The organism is Bradyrhizobium oropedii, from assembly GCF_020889685.1.
Taxonomy (GTDB): Bacteria; Pseudomonadota; Alphaproteobacteria; order Rhizobiales; family Xanthobacteraceae; genus Bradyrhizobium; species Bradyrhizobium oropedii.
Genome location: NZ_JACMYO010000192.1, coordinates 1 through 16,064, shown reverse-complemented (window position 1 = coordinate 16,064; position 16,064 = coordinate 1). Strand labels below are relative to the sequence as shown.

At 62.3% G+C, this 16,064-nt stretch carries 7 protein-coding genes and 5 pseudogenes; 8 read left to right on the top strand and 4 right to left on the bottom strand.

Annotated elements, in window-relative coordinates:
- Window positions 1–108 precede the first annotated feature (108 nt).
- Window positions 109–3,435 (top strand): AAA domain-containing protein, encoded by a 3,327-nt coding sequence (locus H8A95_RS35330; RefSeq protein ID WP_229170556.1) that lies wholly within the window; start codon window positions 109–111, stop codon window positions 3,433–3,435.
- The gene (locus tag H8A95_RS35325; protein ID WP_229170555.1) at window positions 3,432–4,919 is read left to right on the top strand and encodes a hypothetical protein; all 1,488 of its coding nucleotides are present in this window, start codon (window positions 3,432–3,434) and stop codon (window positions 4,917–4,919) included. Before H8A95_RS35330 ends, H8A95_RS35325 begins: the two co-directional genes overlap by 4 nt.
- A 218-nt stretch (window positions 4,920–5,137) precedes the next feature.
- Here the strand turns inward: H8A95_RS35325 and H8A95_RS35320 are convergent.
- Window positions 5,138–5,245, bottom strand: a pseudogene (locus H8A95_RS35320) (transposase); the annotation flags it as partial.
- Between H8A95_RS35320 and H8A95_RS35315 the strand changes: the two are divergent.
- A pseudogene (locus H8A95_RS35315) lies at window positions 5,243–7,330 on the top strand (strawberry notch-like NTP hydrolase domain-containing protein); the annotation flags it as partial. The pseudogenes H8A95_RS35320 and H8A95_RS35315 overlap by 3 nt on opposite strands.
- A 244-nt stretch (window positions 7,331–7,574) precedes the next feature.
- Here H8A95_RS35315 and H8A95_RS35310 read toward each other — a convergent pair.
- The 3 genes from H8A95_RS35310 to H8A95_RS35300 are packed head-to-tail and all read right to left on the bottom strand — an operon-like array spanning window position 7,575 to window position 11,016.
- Window positions 7,575–8,579, bottom strand: coding sequence for a tyrosine-type recombinase/integrase (locus tag H8A95_RS35310; protein ID WP_229172318.1), 1,005 nt, complete (start codon window positions 8,577–8,579; stop codon window positions 7,575–7,577).
- Window positions 8,576–9,490: a tyrosine-type recombinase/integrase gene (locus H8A95_RS35305; RefSeq protein WP_229172319.1), complete on the bottom strand. Its 915-nt coding sequence runs from the start codon at window positions 9,488–9,490 to the stop codon at window positions 8,576–8,578. The genes H8A95_RS35310 and H8A95_RS35305 overlap by 4 nt, the downstream gene beginning before the upstream one ends.
- Window positions 9,484–11,016, bottom strand: a complete 1,533-nt coding sequence (locus tag H8A95_RS35300) for a tyrosine-type recombinase/integrase (protein ID WP_229172320.1) — start codon at window positions 11,014–11,016, stop codon at window positions 9,484–9,486. The genes H8A95_RS35305 and H8A95_RS35300 overlap by 7 nt, the downstream gene beginning before the upstream one ends.
- Before the next feature lie 62 nt (window positions 11,017–11,078).
- Here H8A95_RS35300 and H8A95_RS35295 point away from each other — a divergent pair.
- The 5 genes and pseudogenes from H8A95_RS35295 to H8A95_RS35275 all read left to right on the top strand — a co-directional run.
- Window positions 11,079–12,017, top strand: a pseudogene (locus H8A95_RS35295) (strawberry notch C-terminal domain-containing protein); the annotation flags it as partial.
- A gap of 49 nt (window positions 12,018–12,066) precedes the next feature.
- Window positions 12,067–12,762, top strand: a pseudogene (locus H8A95_RS35290) (DUF7146 domain-containing protein); the annotation flags it as partial.
- Window positions 12,763–13,492: 730 nt separating this feature from the next.
- A complete protein-coding gene (locus H8A95_RS35285; RefSeq protein WP_229187324.1) occupies window positions 13,493–13,705 on the top strand; it encodes a hypothetical protein in 213 nt (70 codons plus the stop codon).
- 77 nt (window positions 13,706–13,782) lie between these two features.
- A pseudogene (locus H8A95_RS35280) lies at window positions 13,783–14,732 on the top strand (formylglycine-generating enzyme family protein).
- A 583-nt stretch (window positions 14,733–15,315) separates the two neighbouring features.
- Window positions 15,316–16,064: reverse transcriptase domain-containing protein (locus tag H8A95_RS35275; RefSeq protein WP_249796410.1), on the top strand; the 749-nt coding region annotated here is incomplete at its 3' end.

Sequence of the window (16,064 nt, the reverse complement as noted above, 5' to 3'; positions counted from 1 at the left end):
ACCAGGCTGGAAAACTACCTCCAACTTCGCCGCGTCGCCCCAACAACGACCCGCGAGAATACAAAACTCTCCATTTCAAGGTTTTTCAGCAGACTGCTAGAGAAGCAATTGGACGCCTATCGCCGCGATGTCGACCCGATTTCGGACTACGAGCCTACCGACTGGATCAGCAAAAAGCCGTATCGAATCTACAAGGCCAGTAGGAACGATGATCATCTCTTCGTCAAGAGCTGGCCGGAGCGTGTCCTGGGCGAACGTCGCAAATCCGCGGTTCGCCTGATCGAATTCTTCGCCAAGGCCGATGCCCTGCGGCGCGTGGACGCGAAATGGCTGCCCAGAATCGATGTCGCGTGTCTCTGTACCGATGGTCTCCTGCTCGTGCAGGAATGGGTCGAAGGTGAGCGTCTTTCCGAAAGCAAAACCTCCGACTGGACGCCGGATGCTCTTCGCCGCTTCGTAGCGGCGCTTATCGATGCAGTGGACGAACTTCACCAGCTCGACTTGGTCCATGGCGACCTCTCGCCGAGAAACATTATGGTGGGTTTCGACGGCGACCTGCCGCGTCCGATCCTTGTGGATGCCGTCGACTTCACGACCGACGAAGAAGGAAAGCGCACACCGGCCTACTGTCCGCCAGACGACAATGATCTGCGGACGCGCGACCGCTTTGCGGTCGGACAAATAGCCACCGAACTCGCTGAAGTTTGTAGCGACGAGGAGACAAGGGCGCTCTTCGCCCTGGGCGTCTCGAAATGTGCCGAGGGGGCCGCTCCCTGGCTGACCCTAAAGCATCTCAAAGAGACGATCGCGTTCCGCCGGCGTCGGCCCCCCAACGCAAGGCTCGAGCTCGAGATCGAGATGCAGCGGGTCGGGTTTGAGGGGGCCATGCTATCGGACAATGGCGTTTTTCACGTCATAAAGCCGAAGAAGGCTCCGAACACGATCGAGATCTTCGGATTCGATCAGAGAGTGACCGTCGACTTCGATCCTGCCGATTCGAAGCCGATTGAAGCGGTCGCGACCAAGATCGACATGAGGCAGGCAGCCTGGGCGCAGGGGCATCGCATATTCTCGTTCGAGGGTTCTGTCACCGTCCGCCGGACGCGAGCGACCAGGTTCGCCGGATTTGACGAACTGCCGGCTCTAATAGTTGCGCACTTGAGTTCCGTCTCCGTCTCAAGGGACGACGTTTCCAAGGACGACGTCGCGAGTTCCAAAACCGCCGACGCGGTGACGAGCGCGACTATGCCTGAGCGACCGCCTCACCGCGGGTTTCCGGTCACGCAGTTCTGGCAGGGCACTATCTTGGCCGAAGAGGAGATTAGTCCGGAAGTCACGCTTGCCTCGGAGCCGAGGTACGACGCGGAGGAGCGTACCTTGTACCTCGTCGCGGAGGATAATGTTCCGGACGTTGATCCGAGCGATGGGCAGGCAGTCGGCGTCCAGTGCAATGGTTACAAGCTGGGCGATCTGGACACCGAACGGACCCAGGGAACGACAGTAGTCGTCAGAAACGTTCGTAGTGCGCGCGGTCTGCATAAGGGGGACGTGCTGAAGATCCCGGACGACCTCGTCAGCTTTCAACGGCGTTCACGCGCCGTCTCGCGAATTCTCGACGGTAAGTCGACCATCCCCAATCTGATACGGTACTTCGATCCCAATAGCGACATGACCCCGCAGGCGTTCGGTCCCGAGGTTCGCGACGAAGACCTGACGCAGTATGGGCTCAACCCCGACCAGAACGAAGCGTTCAAGCACCTCTGGAAGCACGGTCCGCTCGGGTTGCTTCAAGGACCGCCCGGAACCGGCAAGACGACGTTCATTGCCGCCTTCGTTCATTTCGCTCTGACGCAATCGAGATTGAACAACGTCCTCGTTCTGTCCCAATCGCACGAGGCGGTAAATAACGCCGCCGAAAAGATCCTGCAGGTCGCCTCTAAGTTCGGTGGCAACATTAACCTTCTGCGCGTGGGTCAGCACGCGAAGATATCTCCGATGCTGCACAAATTCCACGCGCGAGCGATCCAGGACCGCTATCGCGAGCTATTCCGTGCTGCCGTGAAAGAACGGGTGGTGCCGCCGGCGAACCGTCTTGGGCTCGATAGGGATTACATAGAAGAATCGATCGAGGTCGAAAACACGCTGGGGTCGCTGATGCGCCAAATCGAATTCTGCGAGCAGGACATTGCGACATCTCGCGATCAGGACACTGTGGCGGCGGCGCGGGAGAGGATCGAACAACTGTGGGAAGCCTGGGCGGACGCGGCGGCCGAGCATTCGGTCTCCGTCAGCGGTGATCCGCGTGGGGCTCTCGAGGAGGTTCGCGCCAATGTGGCCGAACGGCACTCGGTACACGATCCGGACGCGCGACGGAGACTTCTGCGAATCCACGGCCTGGCGATGGAATGGGGTGCGACGCTTGGAATGCGGGGGAGGAGCCTCGAGGAGCTATTCGCCAGGAGCAGGAATCTCATCAGCGGAACATGCGTCGGCATCGGGCGGCAGGGCATCCAGATCAACAAGAACGTGTTCGACCTGGTTATCATCGACGAGGCGGCGCGCTGTACGCCTGGCGAGCTCGCTGTCGGAATGCAGTCGGGACGTCGCGTCCTTCTGGTAGGTGACCACAAGCAGCTTCCGCCGCTCTACGGTCATGAACTCATAGAAGCGTTGGGCGAACGCCTCAATCTCACCTCCAAGAGGGATCTCCGGCGAAGCGACTTCGAGCGGGCGTTTCACTCGGCATATGGCTCAGCGGTCGCCCGTAGTTTGAAGACACAGTACCGGATGGCTCCGAAGATCGGGAAGCTGGTGGCCAAAACGTTCTATCCCGGTCAGGATCTCGCGACCGAGCGGGGAGCGCCGCCTGACTACTACCGGTTTCTGCCACGCCCGCTGGATGATGAAATCGTCTGGATAGACACCGGCTACTCCAAGTCGACGAGCAAGGAGAGCGGGACTGGCAAAAGCTTCGTGAACAGGCGAGAAGCGACCACCATCATTTCGTGCTTGAAGACGATCGCAGGGCGCCCCGAGTTTCTGGAAGCCGCGAAGAGCGACTTGAAGGAGGATGAGCCGCTCATCGGGGTAATTTGCATGTACGCGCCGCAGGTCGGTCTGGTGGAGGAAATGCTGATTACTTCCGGCCTTGCGCCCGAATTCAGAAAGCTGGTGAAGGTCGGAACTGTCGACAGCTATCAGGGAAAGGAAAACCGGATCATCATCCTCTCGTTGGTGCGAAGCAATCCCGAACGCGACATGGGATTTATCCGCGCCGCGAACCGAGTGAACGTCGCGCTTTCCCGGGCGATGGAGCGTCTCGTGATCGTCGGATCCGTCCGTATGTTCGACAGGCATGGCAACTCCCTAACCTCCGTTGTCCGTGAACTGAAGGCCGCCAATCGAATCATGTCGATCGGAAAGGAAGGGCAATGACGTCGAGCATTCCTAATCACTTGGACATCGACGTCGCCACTTTCGCGGTCCGTTGCCAAAAATTCAGGATCGCGGCGCTCGTCATGAAACGGACGTCAATACCGCTTGCGACCGAATATGCCACGCGACTGGTGCATCTGATTCCGGGCATCCGGTTGGACGACATGCTTGCATTCTTCGACTTCGACCCGTCGGAGTCCAAGATCCTGCTTCAGGACGTCTTGAGCACGGGACTTGTGGAAGAGCGCAACGGACAGCTTCACCTGTCTCAGCGAGGCTGGAAGGCGCTCTCGCCCGACTCGGACAGGTTGGACCTTTTCGAGGTAGAGGAAATCAACGCAACGGTTGCCTTTGATCTTGCCGCTCTCACTCCAGTGGAAGAGAGCTCTCTCAACGCGCGAGAGGCCAAGGTGATCGAGGAGCTCAAGCTCCCAAACCGTGAGAAGGCAGCGGCCGCCGGTGCCGAAGCCGCCGAGGCGTTCGACCTTCACTTTCAGGAGTGGCGCAGCACGCAAGCCAGACGCCGCTGGCTCGACGAGGATGCGCGTCTGACTTCGATCGAGGATATTCAGCCCGTCGCTGCCACGACGGCGATCTTCCAGATACCGGTCCGTTGGCGGCCGGCGGATGAAGCCAGCGCCTCGCCCGACTTCTCAGAGCTCTCTAACCGAGGCCGGCCGGGTTCTAGAGGCCCCCTAATTTCGGCAATCAGCGAGCAGATGAAGTCCGTCGTAGCTCCCTCGGACCACCAGCTTGCCTTCGAGGCGGTGGATCGGATCGATGGAGGAATCATGCGGCGCGGGGGAGTGAGGTCCTCACTCGAGCGACAACAGTGGGTCAGTGCTGCCGCCTCTACTGACGGACAGGTATTGAAGGGTGCCGGAGCGCCTGGACTTCGTCTCGTCGGGTCCGTAGCGTCCGATAGGCTACGTTCAGCTCTGCTCGATTGGACGCAGGCGACGGCGGAGGGATCGTCGACCATGCGCACGCCGGTCTTTTGGCTCCCGCCTACGGTCTCGTCGTGGGGACGAAACATCCCATTCGTGAACCTCGCTCGGGATCTCTCAAAAGCCAATCAAATCGATGACGGCACCGTGCTGCTTGCTAGGTCCGGAAACGCTTACGACAGGAAGGGGTGGAGCAAACTCTACGGTCAAGCCAATCGACAACCTGCGCTGTTCGACCGCTGCCTGGCGGTACCAGCCAGTGAGCTTCCCTTCGCTCTCGAAGTCATCCTGAAGCCCGGAAGCTGGGTGGCGGTCTTGGTCCATGCGCCAGATCTCGCTTCCAGCTACCCGTTTCCGTTCGGGTATATAACGGCCGATCCGAAGATCGTCGACAATTACAAGCGGAGCATAGCGGAGCTGGCCGCCAAAGCTGAGGGCACCGGAGCGGTTCTCTGGACGAAGCCCGATGAAGACGCTCACCGCGCACTCAGCTCGATCGACGCCGCCCTCGACATCAATGTTGCCGATGCAGACTGACGACTTGTGATGGCTCTCGGTGCTGAAGGGTTGAGCGTGCCCGCGTAAGACGTTCAGCAAACCGTCATCGGTCGGCGACAACACCGTCGTGGATGTGACAGCACTTGTAGGTTCCACATTCGGGTCGTGATTTACCGACTATGGGATTTGGCCAGTTCGCTATGGCCCGCTCGGACGGATTCGAGTTGGGAGAGCCCCCTGGTTCAGGTCACGTCTCATCGCTTCTTCGAGAAGGTCGAATGGTCGTGCACGTCGCCATCGAGTCCAAGGCGGCAGAACAAGCGGTATCCAAGGTTGAGGTGAATCTCTTCGCACAAGCGCTGCTGCTCGCCATCCTCGCCGAGATCGCCGGCAGCGCCCTCGTGCTGAACGAACTGGCCGAGACCCGGGCCATGTTGCTCTCTTCCCTCTTTCCGGCCATTTCCGTCACGCGCTTCGATGCGGCCCAAATCGACGATCACCTCGATCCCGCCGTCGTCCCAAGTGTCGTGCTGATGAACCCGCCGTTCTCGGCGATGGCGAACGTTTCCGGCCGCATGGCCGACACGGCCTATCGTCACATCGCCTCGGCCCTGGCGCGCCTCGCCGATGGCGGCCGGCTGGTCACGATCACCGGCGCAAACGTCTCACCCGAGGCCTCGGCTTGGCGCGACGCCTTCGCCCGTCTGCAGGAGTGCGGGCGCGTGGTGTTCACCGCTGCGATCGACGGCGCGGTTTATGCCAAGCACGGCACCAGCATTGAGACGCGCCTGACGATCATCGATAAGGCGCCGGCCGATGACCCGCACGCATTCCCGTCGTCGCCGGGAATAGCGCCCGACGTCGCGACGCTGCTCCGCTGGATCGGCGAGCACGTTCCACCTCGCCTGACCGTCGCATCGACTGGCGCGCTTTCCACGCCAGCCTCGCCGGCGCCTCGCACCGTGCGCGGCTATCTCGCAGGGGCCGCCGCACGGTCGGCCAAGGCGTTGGTCACCGATCCCGAAGCCCTCGACCTTGCTTATGAGACCATCGACTGGACGCCGCCCGAGGGCGCGCATCTCAGCGACGCCATCTACGAGGAATACCGCCTTCAGTCGATCCGGATTGCCGGCGCGCAGGCGCACCCGACCAAGCTGGTGCAGTCATCCGCGATGGCCTCGGTCGCGCCGCCGAAGCCTAGCTATCGGCCGCGCCTGCCGGCGAACCTCGTCAGCGACAGCATCTTGTCTGACGCCCAGCTCGAGACGATGATCTATGCCGGCGAGGCGCATGGCGATTGTCTTGCTGGCGCCTGGACGGTGGACGAGACCTTCGACCTCGTCACGGCCGCCCGCGACGATGCGCCCAACGCCGTCCGCTTCCGCCGAGGCTTCATGCTCGGTGATGGGACCGGCGCCGGCAAGGGTCGCCAGTCCGCCGGCATCATTCTCGACAATTGGCTGAAGGGCCGGCGCAAAGCGGTCTGGATCTCGAAGTCGGACAAGCTGCTCGAGGACGCACAGCGCGACTGGTCGGCGCTCGGCATGGAGCGGCTACTGGTCTCGCCGCTCTCGCGCTTCCCTCAAGGGCGCGAGATCCGGTTGGCCGAAGGCGTCCTATTTTTAACCTACGCTACGCTGCGGTCCGACGATCGCGGCGAGAAGCTTTCGCGCGTCCGGCAGATTGTTCAATGGTTGGGCTCCGACTTCGACAGAGTCATTATTTTCGACGAGAGCCATGCCATGCAGAATGCCGGTGGCGGCAAAGGCGAGCGGGGCGATGTCGCCCCCTCGCAGCGGGGCCGCGCGGGCTTGCGCCTGCAGCACGCGCTCCCGAACGCTCGCGTCGTCTATGTCTCGGCGACGGGCGCGACCGCCGTGCACAATCTCGCCTACGCCCAGCGGCTCGGGCTCTGGGGCGGCGACGACTTCCCGTTCGCCACCCGCGCCGAATTCGTGGAGGCGATCGAGGAAGGCGGCGTCGCGGCGATGGAGGTGCTCTCCCGCGATCTTCGCTCACTCGGTCTCTACACCGCCCGCTCGCTTTCCTACGACGGCGTCGAATACGAGCTCGTCGAGCACCAGCTCACCGACGAGCAGCGGCGCATCTACGACGCCTACGCCGGCGCGTTCAGCGTCATCCACAATCACCTCGACGCGGCGCTGCAGGCCGCCAACATCACCGGGGAGACCGGCACGCTCAATCGCCAGGCGAAGTCGGCCGCGCGCTCGGCCTTCCAGTCCGCCAAGCAGCGTTTCTTCGGCCATTTGCTCACCAGCACGAAGACGCCGACCCTGGTCCGCTCCATCGAGCGGGACCTGGCCGACGGCCATGCCGCGGTCATCCAGATCGTGTCGACCGGCGAGGCGCTGATGGAACGGCGGCTCGCCGAGATTCCACCTGAGGAATGGAACGACGTCCGCGTGGACATCACGCCGCGTGAGTACGTGTAATGTCGATATCGGCATTACACGTATTCTCTGGCGTCCGTCGTTATGGGGGCATCCAGCACGATTGGGGCCTTATTCCGGCGTTTCTTGGCTTTGTTGCTCGGCATAATTTTTCTCCTGGTTGACGCCTCTCTCTCGAACCCCGAGAGGCCACACACCAAGGGCCGACCTCTATCTCTCCGGTGCGCACCACGCCGCTGCGGGCGAGCCGCCGCTCGGAAGAGCGGCAGCTCGCTTACGCCGATCATGCGATGCTTCGGGCCTCCCCTAGCATGGCCAGTAAGGTGTCGGATGGAGGCTTGAACTTGCCGGCCCGCAGCGCGGGCGGCGCATGCGCGCCAAGCACGGCGAGCTTCTCCTCCGGATCGGCGCGGAGATAGGTCTCAGTGCTTTGCATGCTGGCATGGCCCAGCCACAGCGCCACCTTCCGCACGTCGCCGGTTGCGGCGAGAGTGTGCATAGCGCAACTGTGCCGCAGAACATGCGGCGTCACATGCTTGCTGGCGATCGACGGCTCCTTGAGAGCCGCTTCAGCGACGTGTACGCCGAGGCGGTGCGCAAACCCGTCTCGGCTCATCGGTTCGCCGTCCCGGTTGAGGAACAGGTGCGATGTTTGCGCCGCTGGTCGAATTGCGAGCCAGGCCCTCAATGCAGCCTTTGTCTCGCGCCACAACGGAAGCACCCGCTCGCGACGACCTTTGCCCATGATCCGCACCAATGCCAGTGATCGGTCAGGAAAATCCTCGACGCGCAAGGCCAGCAGTTCCGCGACGCGCAAGCCGGCGGCATAGGTCAAGTGCAGCATGGCCCGATCTCGCACGCCTATGGCCGTGCGAGGATCTGGCGCAGCAAGCAGGGCATGTATCTCCGGTTTGGTCAGATAGTCGATTAACTTTGCATCGGTACGCTTAGTGGCGACAGCGCGCATACGAAGTGATTGTTCGAGACACTCAGGGGCTTGAAACTCCAGATAGCGAAAGAACGAACGGATAGCCGCAAGGCGGGTGTTCCGCGTTCGCGCGCTGTTGCCGCGGCGTTCCTCGATGTCGTCGAGAAATGCCAGCACGAGAGTCGGGCAGATCTCCTCCACGGTGAGGTCGCTCGGCCGCCGCTCGAGCCGCTCTGCCGCGAACCGCACAAGCAGCATGAATGTATCTGCGTATCCGGATATAGTGTTCGGGCTTGAGGCGCGTTCGCGCGGCAGATGCTCACGCAAGAACCTGGTCAAATGTGGAGCAAGAACGGTCATACTGCTTCTCCTTGAAACAACTGCTCGGCGGCCGCGGCGATGTCATGCATCAGCACGGGTGTGGCTTGCAGATACCAATACGTGGCCTCAACATCGGCGTGGCCGAGATACGCGCTGAGGGCCGCTGTATGGTGGCCGACGGCCTCCCGGTCGTGATCGCAGGACTCCAGGGAGCGCGCAGCGAAGGTGTGCCGAAGATCGTGCAGGCGGGCGCCGCGCGTTCCCTTTGGGCCTCGGATACCCAACTGTCGGGCGATCCTGACGAAGACCACATGCACTCTTGTTGCTGTCGGCGCGCGCCCGGTCGTGACAACGAAGAGATCGTCGCTATCGCCGTCCCATTTGTCTCGAATGGCAAGATAGCCATCCAACGCGCGGCGCGTGCTGGCGTGGAGAGGCACGAGTCGGCTCTTGTCGAACTTGCCGGTTCTCAGAATGAGGCCGTCTTCTGTCAGATCTCCGAGCTTAAGCGCCAACGCTTCAGAGATGCGGATGCCGGTCGCGGCCAATAGACCGAATATGTAATGATAGGTGTATGGGCTGATCGTCCCCTGCGGGGAGACCCTTAGCGCTGCCCGCATGATTGCGGTCACCTGATCCGGCTGCAATATGTGGGGCGCCGGTCGCGGGCGCCTGCCTCGACCAAAAACGCCCGCAGGCAGCGCCTCGTGCCGAGCATCCTCCGCGTTTAAGAAGAAAGAAAACCGGCGAACCGTGTCAAACCAGGTTCTCGCGCTGTTGGGCGTTGAGGCGGTCGCGCACCAGTTCCGAATGCGAACTGCTGTGATGTACTGATCGCCCAATGCTTCGGCGTGGGCCGCAAACAGTGCGAGAATGCGCTCCTGCTCATTATAAGAGTGGCCAAGCTGCCGATGCAGAGCCACATAGCGATCAACGTCTTGGCTCAGCATGACGCTCCCTCCGGCCAGGGTTGAGCCACCCGTTGGAGCATCGTCGTATCGACGTTGGCGTAGATGGTTGTTGCGCTCCTATGGCTGTGGCGGAGTACAGTTCCGACGGCGTCGAGACTCGCGCCTGAGCGCAGCATGTTGGTGGCGAGCGAGTGGCGAAACACATGCGCACCGGTCGGCACATCATCGATGCCGGCGCGTGCCAGCACGCGCGAGACAATACCGGCGATCTCCGCTGACGACGAAAACGGCCGAAATGGCGCCTGGACACGCAGAAACACGCGATCTCCCGAGGCGGTCGGTCTGGCCCGGCGCAGGTAGACTAGCAGCGCCTCTCCCGCATCCTGCGGCAATGGCAACACGCTCTGGCGTCGTCCCTTGCCTTTGACGCGAATCCGCCCATTTGCCCAATCTACGTCGGGTAAGCGTAAGGCCCAGACGTCGCCCGCGCGCAGGCCCAGTCGCGCCAAGAGAAGTATGATGGCCTTATCGCGAATCCCTACAGGCGTGGTCGTGTCACAAGACGCGACTATCCTCTCGATCGTCGCCTGTGCGGCGTGGCGGGGAAGCTTCTTGCTGCGGCGGCGCGCCGGGGGAACGACGTGGGCAAGTTCCGGACGACATTCGCCGCGTGCGGATAGAAAACGCAAATAGGCGCGCAACACCGTCACGGTGATGCGTACCGAAGAGCGCGATCGAGACTGCGGCTGCTTGAGCACGATGTCGCGCAACGTGGCTGCATCGTAAGCCGCTGGATCAGATGGCAGCTTGCTAAGCCATCGCGTTACTTCATGGACATAGCGGCGGATTGTCTCTGCGGTGGCGCCGCGCTGCCGCTCAAGCCATGAGCGGAATGCCGCGATCCGATGATCCTCGGGGAACTCTGGGACGACGGCCTGTTGAAGCACACCGCGAGCGCGGAGGAATCCCACGAAACGGCGAGCGCCACGGCGACGGTGTCTTTGTCCCGTTGGCTCCGCTAACTTCGCGCGCTTGCGCGGAAGCGGACACCGGCAGCGATGTTGAGCGAACCGCTCTATAACGTCATCATCAATATCGTCTCTGAGCAGACGTGAAAAGCGCAGCCAGCACGAAAAATGTTCGGCCTCTGAATAGTGCCCGCGCCAAGTGACCAGGCTGTATCCCTCGGTGGTCAAGTCGTTGGCGTAGTCACTGAGGTGCGCGTCGATGCATCCCGCGCCACCTGCGATTGGGATATCACCTGCATCTTCAAGAAACCGTATGAACCGACGCGTGCAACTGAGATAGGCATCAGTGGTGACTTGGCACGCGCTGTATCTTGCGCATTGGCATTTATGCCGCCGGAAACGCTGGACGATAGTGTCGTCCACACAGCTCAGGGCTGTCCCGCGTTTGTGCAGCCAAAACAAAAAGTGGCGGGCGGCGCTCTTGTAATGCCTGCCGTCGCCGGTGAGTCCCTTCTTAGCGAGATGATCAAGGAATCGGACTGCAGGCGTGTAGTCCGGCAGGCGGCGATCACTGGAGAGATAGAGGGGTGCGGTCAAGTGGTGGCTCCTTCGTGTTGAGAGAAACGCGAGAGGGAGCTTAGCCAACCAGGAGAAAAATTATGCCGAGCAACAAACCGCAAAAGCGTAGGAAAAAGCGTGAATTTGTACTGGATGTCCCCATAACGACGGACGCCAGAGAATACGTGCTGGATTACCTGGCCCATTCGTTCCCGGTGCAGCTCTACGAGCCCTTCACCGATAGCGAGGGCAATCTCTCGTCGCGGCCCGTCTTCCGCGACGGCCAGCCGGTCGAGAGCCGCGAGGCCGTCGCCCGTCGCAATGAGCTGATCGAGCGGCTCGCTTCGCTTCCGCCTGTTCCCGGCGCGCTCGACCAGATCGTGCAGCGTTTCGGCACGGACCTCGTGGCGGAAGTGACCGGACGTTCGCGCCGGGTGGTGCGTAGGGGTGACCGCCTTGCCGTCGAGAACCGTGCCGCCTCCGCCAATCTCGCCGAGAACGCCGCCTTCATGGACGACATGAAGCGTATCCTCGTCTTCTCGGAGGCCGGCGGCACGGGCCGCAGCTACCACGCCGAGCTCTCGGCGCGGAATCGCCGGCTTCGCGTCCATTATTTGCTCGAGCCGGGCTGGAAGGCCGATGCCGCGATCCAGGGTCTTGGTCGAACGAACCGCACCAACCAGGCGCAGCCGCCGCTGTTCCGCCCCATTGCGACCGACGTGAAGGCGGAAAAGCGCTTCCTCTCGACCATCGCGCGACGGCTCGACACGCTTGGTGCCATCACGCGCGGCCAGCGTCAGACCGGCGGGCAGGGTCTGTTCCGACCCGAGGACAATCTTGAGAGCCACTATGCCCGCGATGCGCTGCGCCAGCTCTATCTGCTGCTCGTGCGCGGCAAGGTCGAAGGCTGCTCGCTCGAGATGTTCGAGGATGCCACGGGCTTGAGGCTCACGGACGCGAACGGCATCAAGGACGAGCTGCCGCCGATCACGACCTTCCTGAACCGGCTGGTCGCGCTCACCATCGACCTGCAAGGTGTGCTGTTCACGGCCTTCGAGCAGTTGCTGAACGCCAAGGTCGAGGGCGCTATCGCCAGCGGCGGCGCGGCGACTCTTCGGCATGTCGTAGCCGATCGTGGGCACGCTCGTAGAAGCGTATCTCCGCAATCGCGGCATTACGGCTTTGCACGAGATCGGAAGTCTGCGCTTTCACCCACGTTGCTACTACCGGCCCGACGATCACAGCCCGACCGAGATCTGGCCGGCGATGATCGCCACCGTCACCGATCTCTCCGGTGACCCGACCGGCGCGCATCGCACCTGGCTTGACCCCGACGGCTTCAGCGAGACAACGCTCGGCAAGGCGCGGATCGACACGCCGAAACGGGCGATGGGCGACCTGCTTGGTCACGCCGTTCGATTTGGTGTGGCTGGCGAAGTCATGGCGGCCGGCGAGGGCATCGAGACGATGCTATCGCTCCGCAGCGTTCTGCCCACCATGCCGATGGTCGCAGCCCTCTCGGCGGCGCATCTTTCCGCCATTCTTCTCCCGGACACGCTTCGCCGACTCTACATCGTCCGCGACGACGATCCTGCCGGTGACGGCGCCATGGCTACCTTGATCGATCGGGCTCAGGAGGCCGGGATCGAGGCAATCGTGATCTCGCCACAACTTGGCGACTTCAACGAGGATCTTCGCCTGCTCGGATCTGACGCCCTTCGCGCCGCGAGCCGCGTGCAGATCGCGGCGCGGGACGTCGCGCGCTTTATGGAGCTGGCGGCATAGCCGGAACGGGATGAGGGCGACGCGGCCGCTTCGTTGCTGCGAGGCTGGCGGTCATGCTTCCCCGCAGCGCCGGAGAGGACCGCCCCCACGGCCTTCTCAGACGGCGATCGGGCGGCAAGCGGCCCGGACCGGCAACCTCGTGGGCCGACTATTTTCCGTCGGCCGCGGAGCCGCCTTTACATCGCGAGGCAAAATAGTCGGCCCCCTTCGGTCCTCCGCCAAGGCTCCGGCCCTCCGCTGCGCTGCGGGTGCAATTCCGTTCCGCCTGCCGCCTTCGTCGCCATGAAGGCCGCGATGGGCGCGGTCGATCCGACGAAGGAAAGCCGCAATGACCACCAGCAACGACGACGATTTCGAGCCGCACCACAGCTCATCCCCGACCGATCAGGTTCTCCAGGAACTCCAGCTCTACGGCTACCGTCCCTTCCACGATGAGCCCGATCCCCGGCGGCTCCCCGACTGTCGAGTATTCGCTGGCACGAACAATGCACACCCTCGACGTGCCTGGGGCCCTCCCTTAGGCATGGCTACCATCGCAAGTTGAGGCCGTGGCTGGCCAGTGAGGTTAGCGGAGCGTGACATAAGGCAGGGACGGCGCCTGCTCGGCAAATACCGACAGACCTCTTGTCACGTCGCCGCTAACTTTCAACGCTGTGAACAGCGTGTTTGTGATCCGCGTAGAATTTGCGCGTCATAGAGAGAACAGATGGATCCGGGCGGCAGATGAAAAATGGCAAGAAAACGCGCGCGGCCTGGCCCGTGGGCGCGACCCGGCTGGTATGGCTGGCCGATTGGGGGAGCAGTGGCGGAGGGCGCGGCGATTGGCTTTGTCGGAGCTGCGGCCGCGGCGACATGGGCGGGTGCGCCGCCGGCGCCGGGCATGTGCTGGTACTACACCGATCCGTCCAAGACGCAGGACTTCTGGGATTACTGTCCCCGATAAGCATATGCGGGTGGACCGCCATCTTCCAGATCGACCTCGGGCGCGCTGAGTCTCCGCGGGATATTCGGACCGACGGCATGGTCTGGATTCCGGGCGGCAAGTTCCGCATGGGCTCCGATCATCATTATCGGGAGGAAGCCCCGTCGCACCGGGTCAGGGTCGACGGCTTCTGGATTGACCGTACCCCGGTCACCAACGCGCAGTTTCGCTCGTTCGTGAAGGAGACCGGCCACATCACGGTGGCCGAGACAACACCGGATCCGGCACACTATCCCGGTGCGCTGCCGCATATGCTTTACGCCCGCTCGCTGGTGTTTGAGCCGCCGCACCGGGTGCACAACCTGCGGGACTTGGGCCAATGGTGGACCTTTATGCGGGGCGCGAACTGGCGACGTCCTTACGGTCCGCGCGGCAACATCGATGTGCTCGGCGAGCATCCCGTCGTCCACGTCGCATATTCGAACGCGCTCGCCTATGCCAAATGGGCCGGCAAGGAACTCCCCACTGAAGCCGAATGGGAATTCGCTGCACGCGGTGGGCTAGAAGCCGAGGAGTACGCCTGGGGCAATGCCCTGACGCCCGGCGGCAAGCACATGGCTAACATTTGGCAGGGCAGCTTTCCGATCCAGAATCTCTGCGAAGGCGGCTTCGATCGCACCTCGCCGGTGACCGCATTCCCAGCGAACGGATACGGCGTATGCGACATGATCGGCAATGTCTGGGAGTGGACCGCCGACTGGTGGTCGGCCCGCCACGAGGCCGACGCCGCGAAGCCCTGCTGCATCCCACAGAACCCGCGCGGCGGCCGCGAGGCGGCGAGCTACGATCCCTGCCGGCCCGCGATCAGGATTCCGCGCAAGGTCCTGAAGGGGGCTCGCATCTCTGTGCGCCGAACTACTGCCGGCGCTATCGCCCCGCGGCTCGGCAACCTGAGCCGATCGATACGTCAACCAGTCACCTCGGCTTTCACTGCGTGGTGCGGTCGCCCCTCCCTTCTCAACCACCGCAAACGCCGTCTGAAAAGTAGAGGAAGTGTTGAATGAGCAGCGACAACCACAAGACCGTCGAAACGGAGCGGGTGATCAACCGCAGGAATAGCCGTTTCCGTACGACCGTTCGGTGCGCCCCGACGGCGCGTATTACCAGTGGAGGAAGGATCCACCCAGAGAGTTGTCGATTGATCTGGTAGCTGACGAGCGGTTTGGACGAGCAATCGGACGGATCGAAGCCTCGTGACAAAGGTCGCTTTAGGCGGCCGAGCAATCCAGCGGGCCGTAACGTGAGTGAAGCCTGAGCACGCCTCGAAAGTTACGATGTGAATGCCGACCCGATCGTATGGCGGGGAAGGCCGTGCGGACAGGGAAGCAATCGACGCACGCACCTGTCTGGTTCACCGGGGTAATGGGCACGGCACGTTGGAAAGCTAGTACGGGTAATCGGGGGAGACCCGTCTTGGTCGAAGGTCGCGCCTTCAGCATTGAGTAGTCGATGGACCGGACGGGAGTCGGACAGGGTCAAAGGTACCGATGAAACCGGGTAATTCCGGCGGAGGAAAGGACCCTGACTTCAGGTGCGCTTTTGAAGATGGCGAGGGAAAGGGTAGATTGGCGATGAGCCTTGAAACGCCCGATAAGATCAGGAGCCTTCAGAGAAAGCTTTATTGCAAAGCGAAGGCGGAGCCTGCCTTCCGCTTCTACGTGCTGTACGACAAGATCTGCCGCGAGGACATTCTGAGCCATGCCTACAAGCTGGCCCGCGCCAACGCGGGTGCGCCAGGAGTGGACGGAATAACTTTCGAGCAGATCGACGCGGGACTCGAAGCATGGTTGGCTGGCCTGCGCGATGAACTCGTCACGAAGACCTATCGGCCCGATCCGGTGCGGCGGGTGATGATCCCGAAGCCCGGCGGCGGCGAACGTCCGCTCGGTATCCCTACAATCCGGGACCGGGTCGTCCAAGCTGCTGCAAAGATCGTGCTGGAGCCGATCTTCGAGGCGGATTTTGAGGACGGCGCTTATGGATATCGCCCGCGCCGCAACGCGGTCGATGCCGTCAAGGAAGTGCACCGGCTTATGTGCCGGGGCTACACGGACGTTGTTGACGCCGATTTGTCGAAATACTTCGACACGATTCCGCACTCGGACCTCCTCAAATCGGTGGCCCGACGCATCGTCGACCGGAATGTGCTGCGGCTGATTAAGTTATGGCTGCGAGTACCGGTCGAGGAGCGGGATAGCAACGGGAAACGGCGCACGAGCGGCGGTAAGAGCAACAAGTGTGGCACGCCACAGGGCGGCGTCATCAGTCCGCTGCTCTCCGTCATCTACATGAACCGGTTCCTGAAGCATTGGCGTCTCAG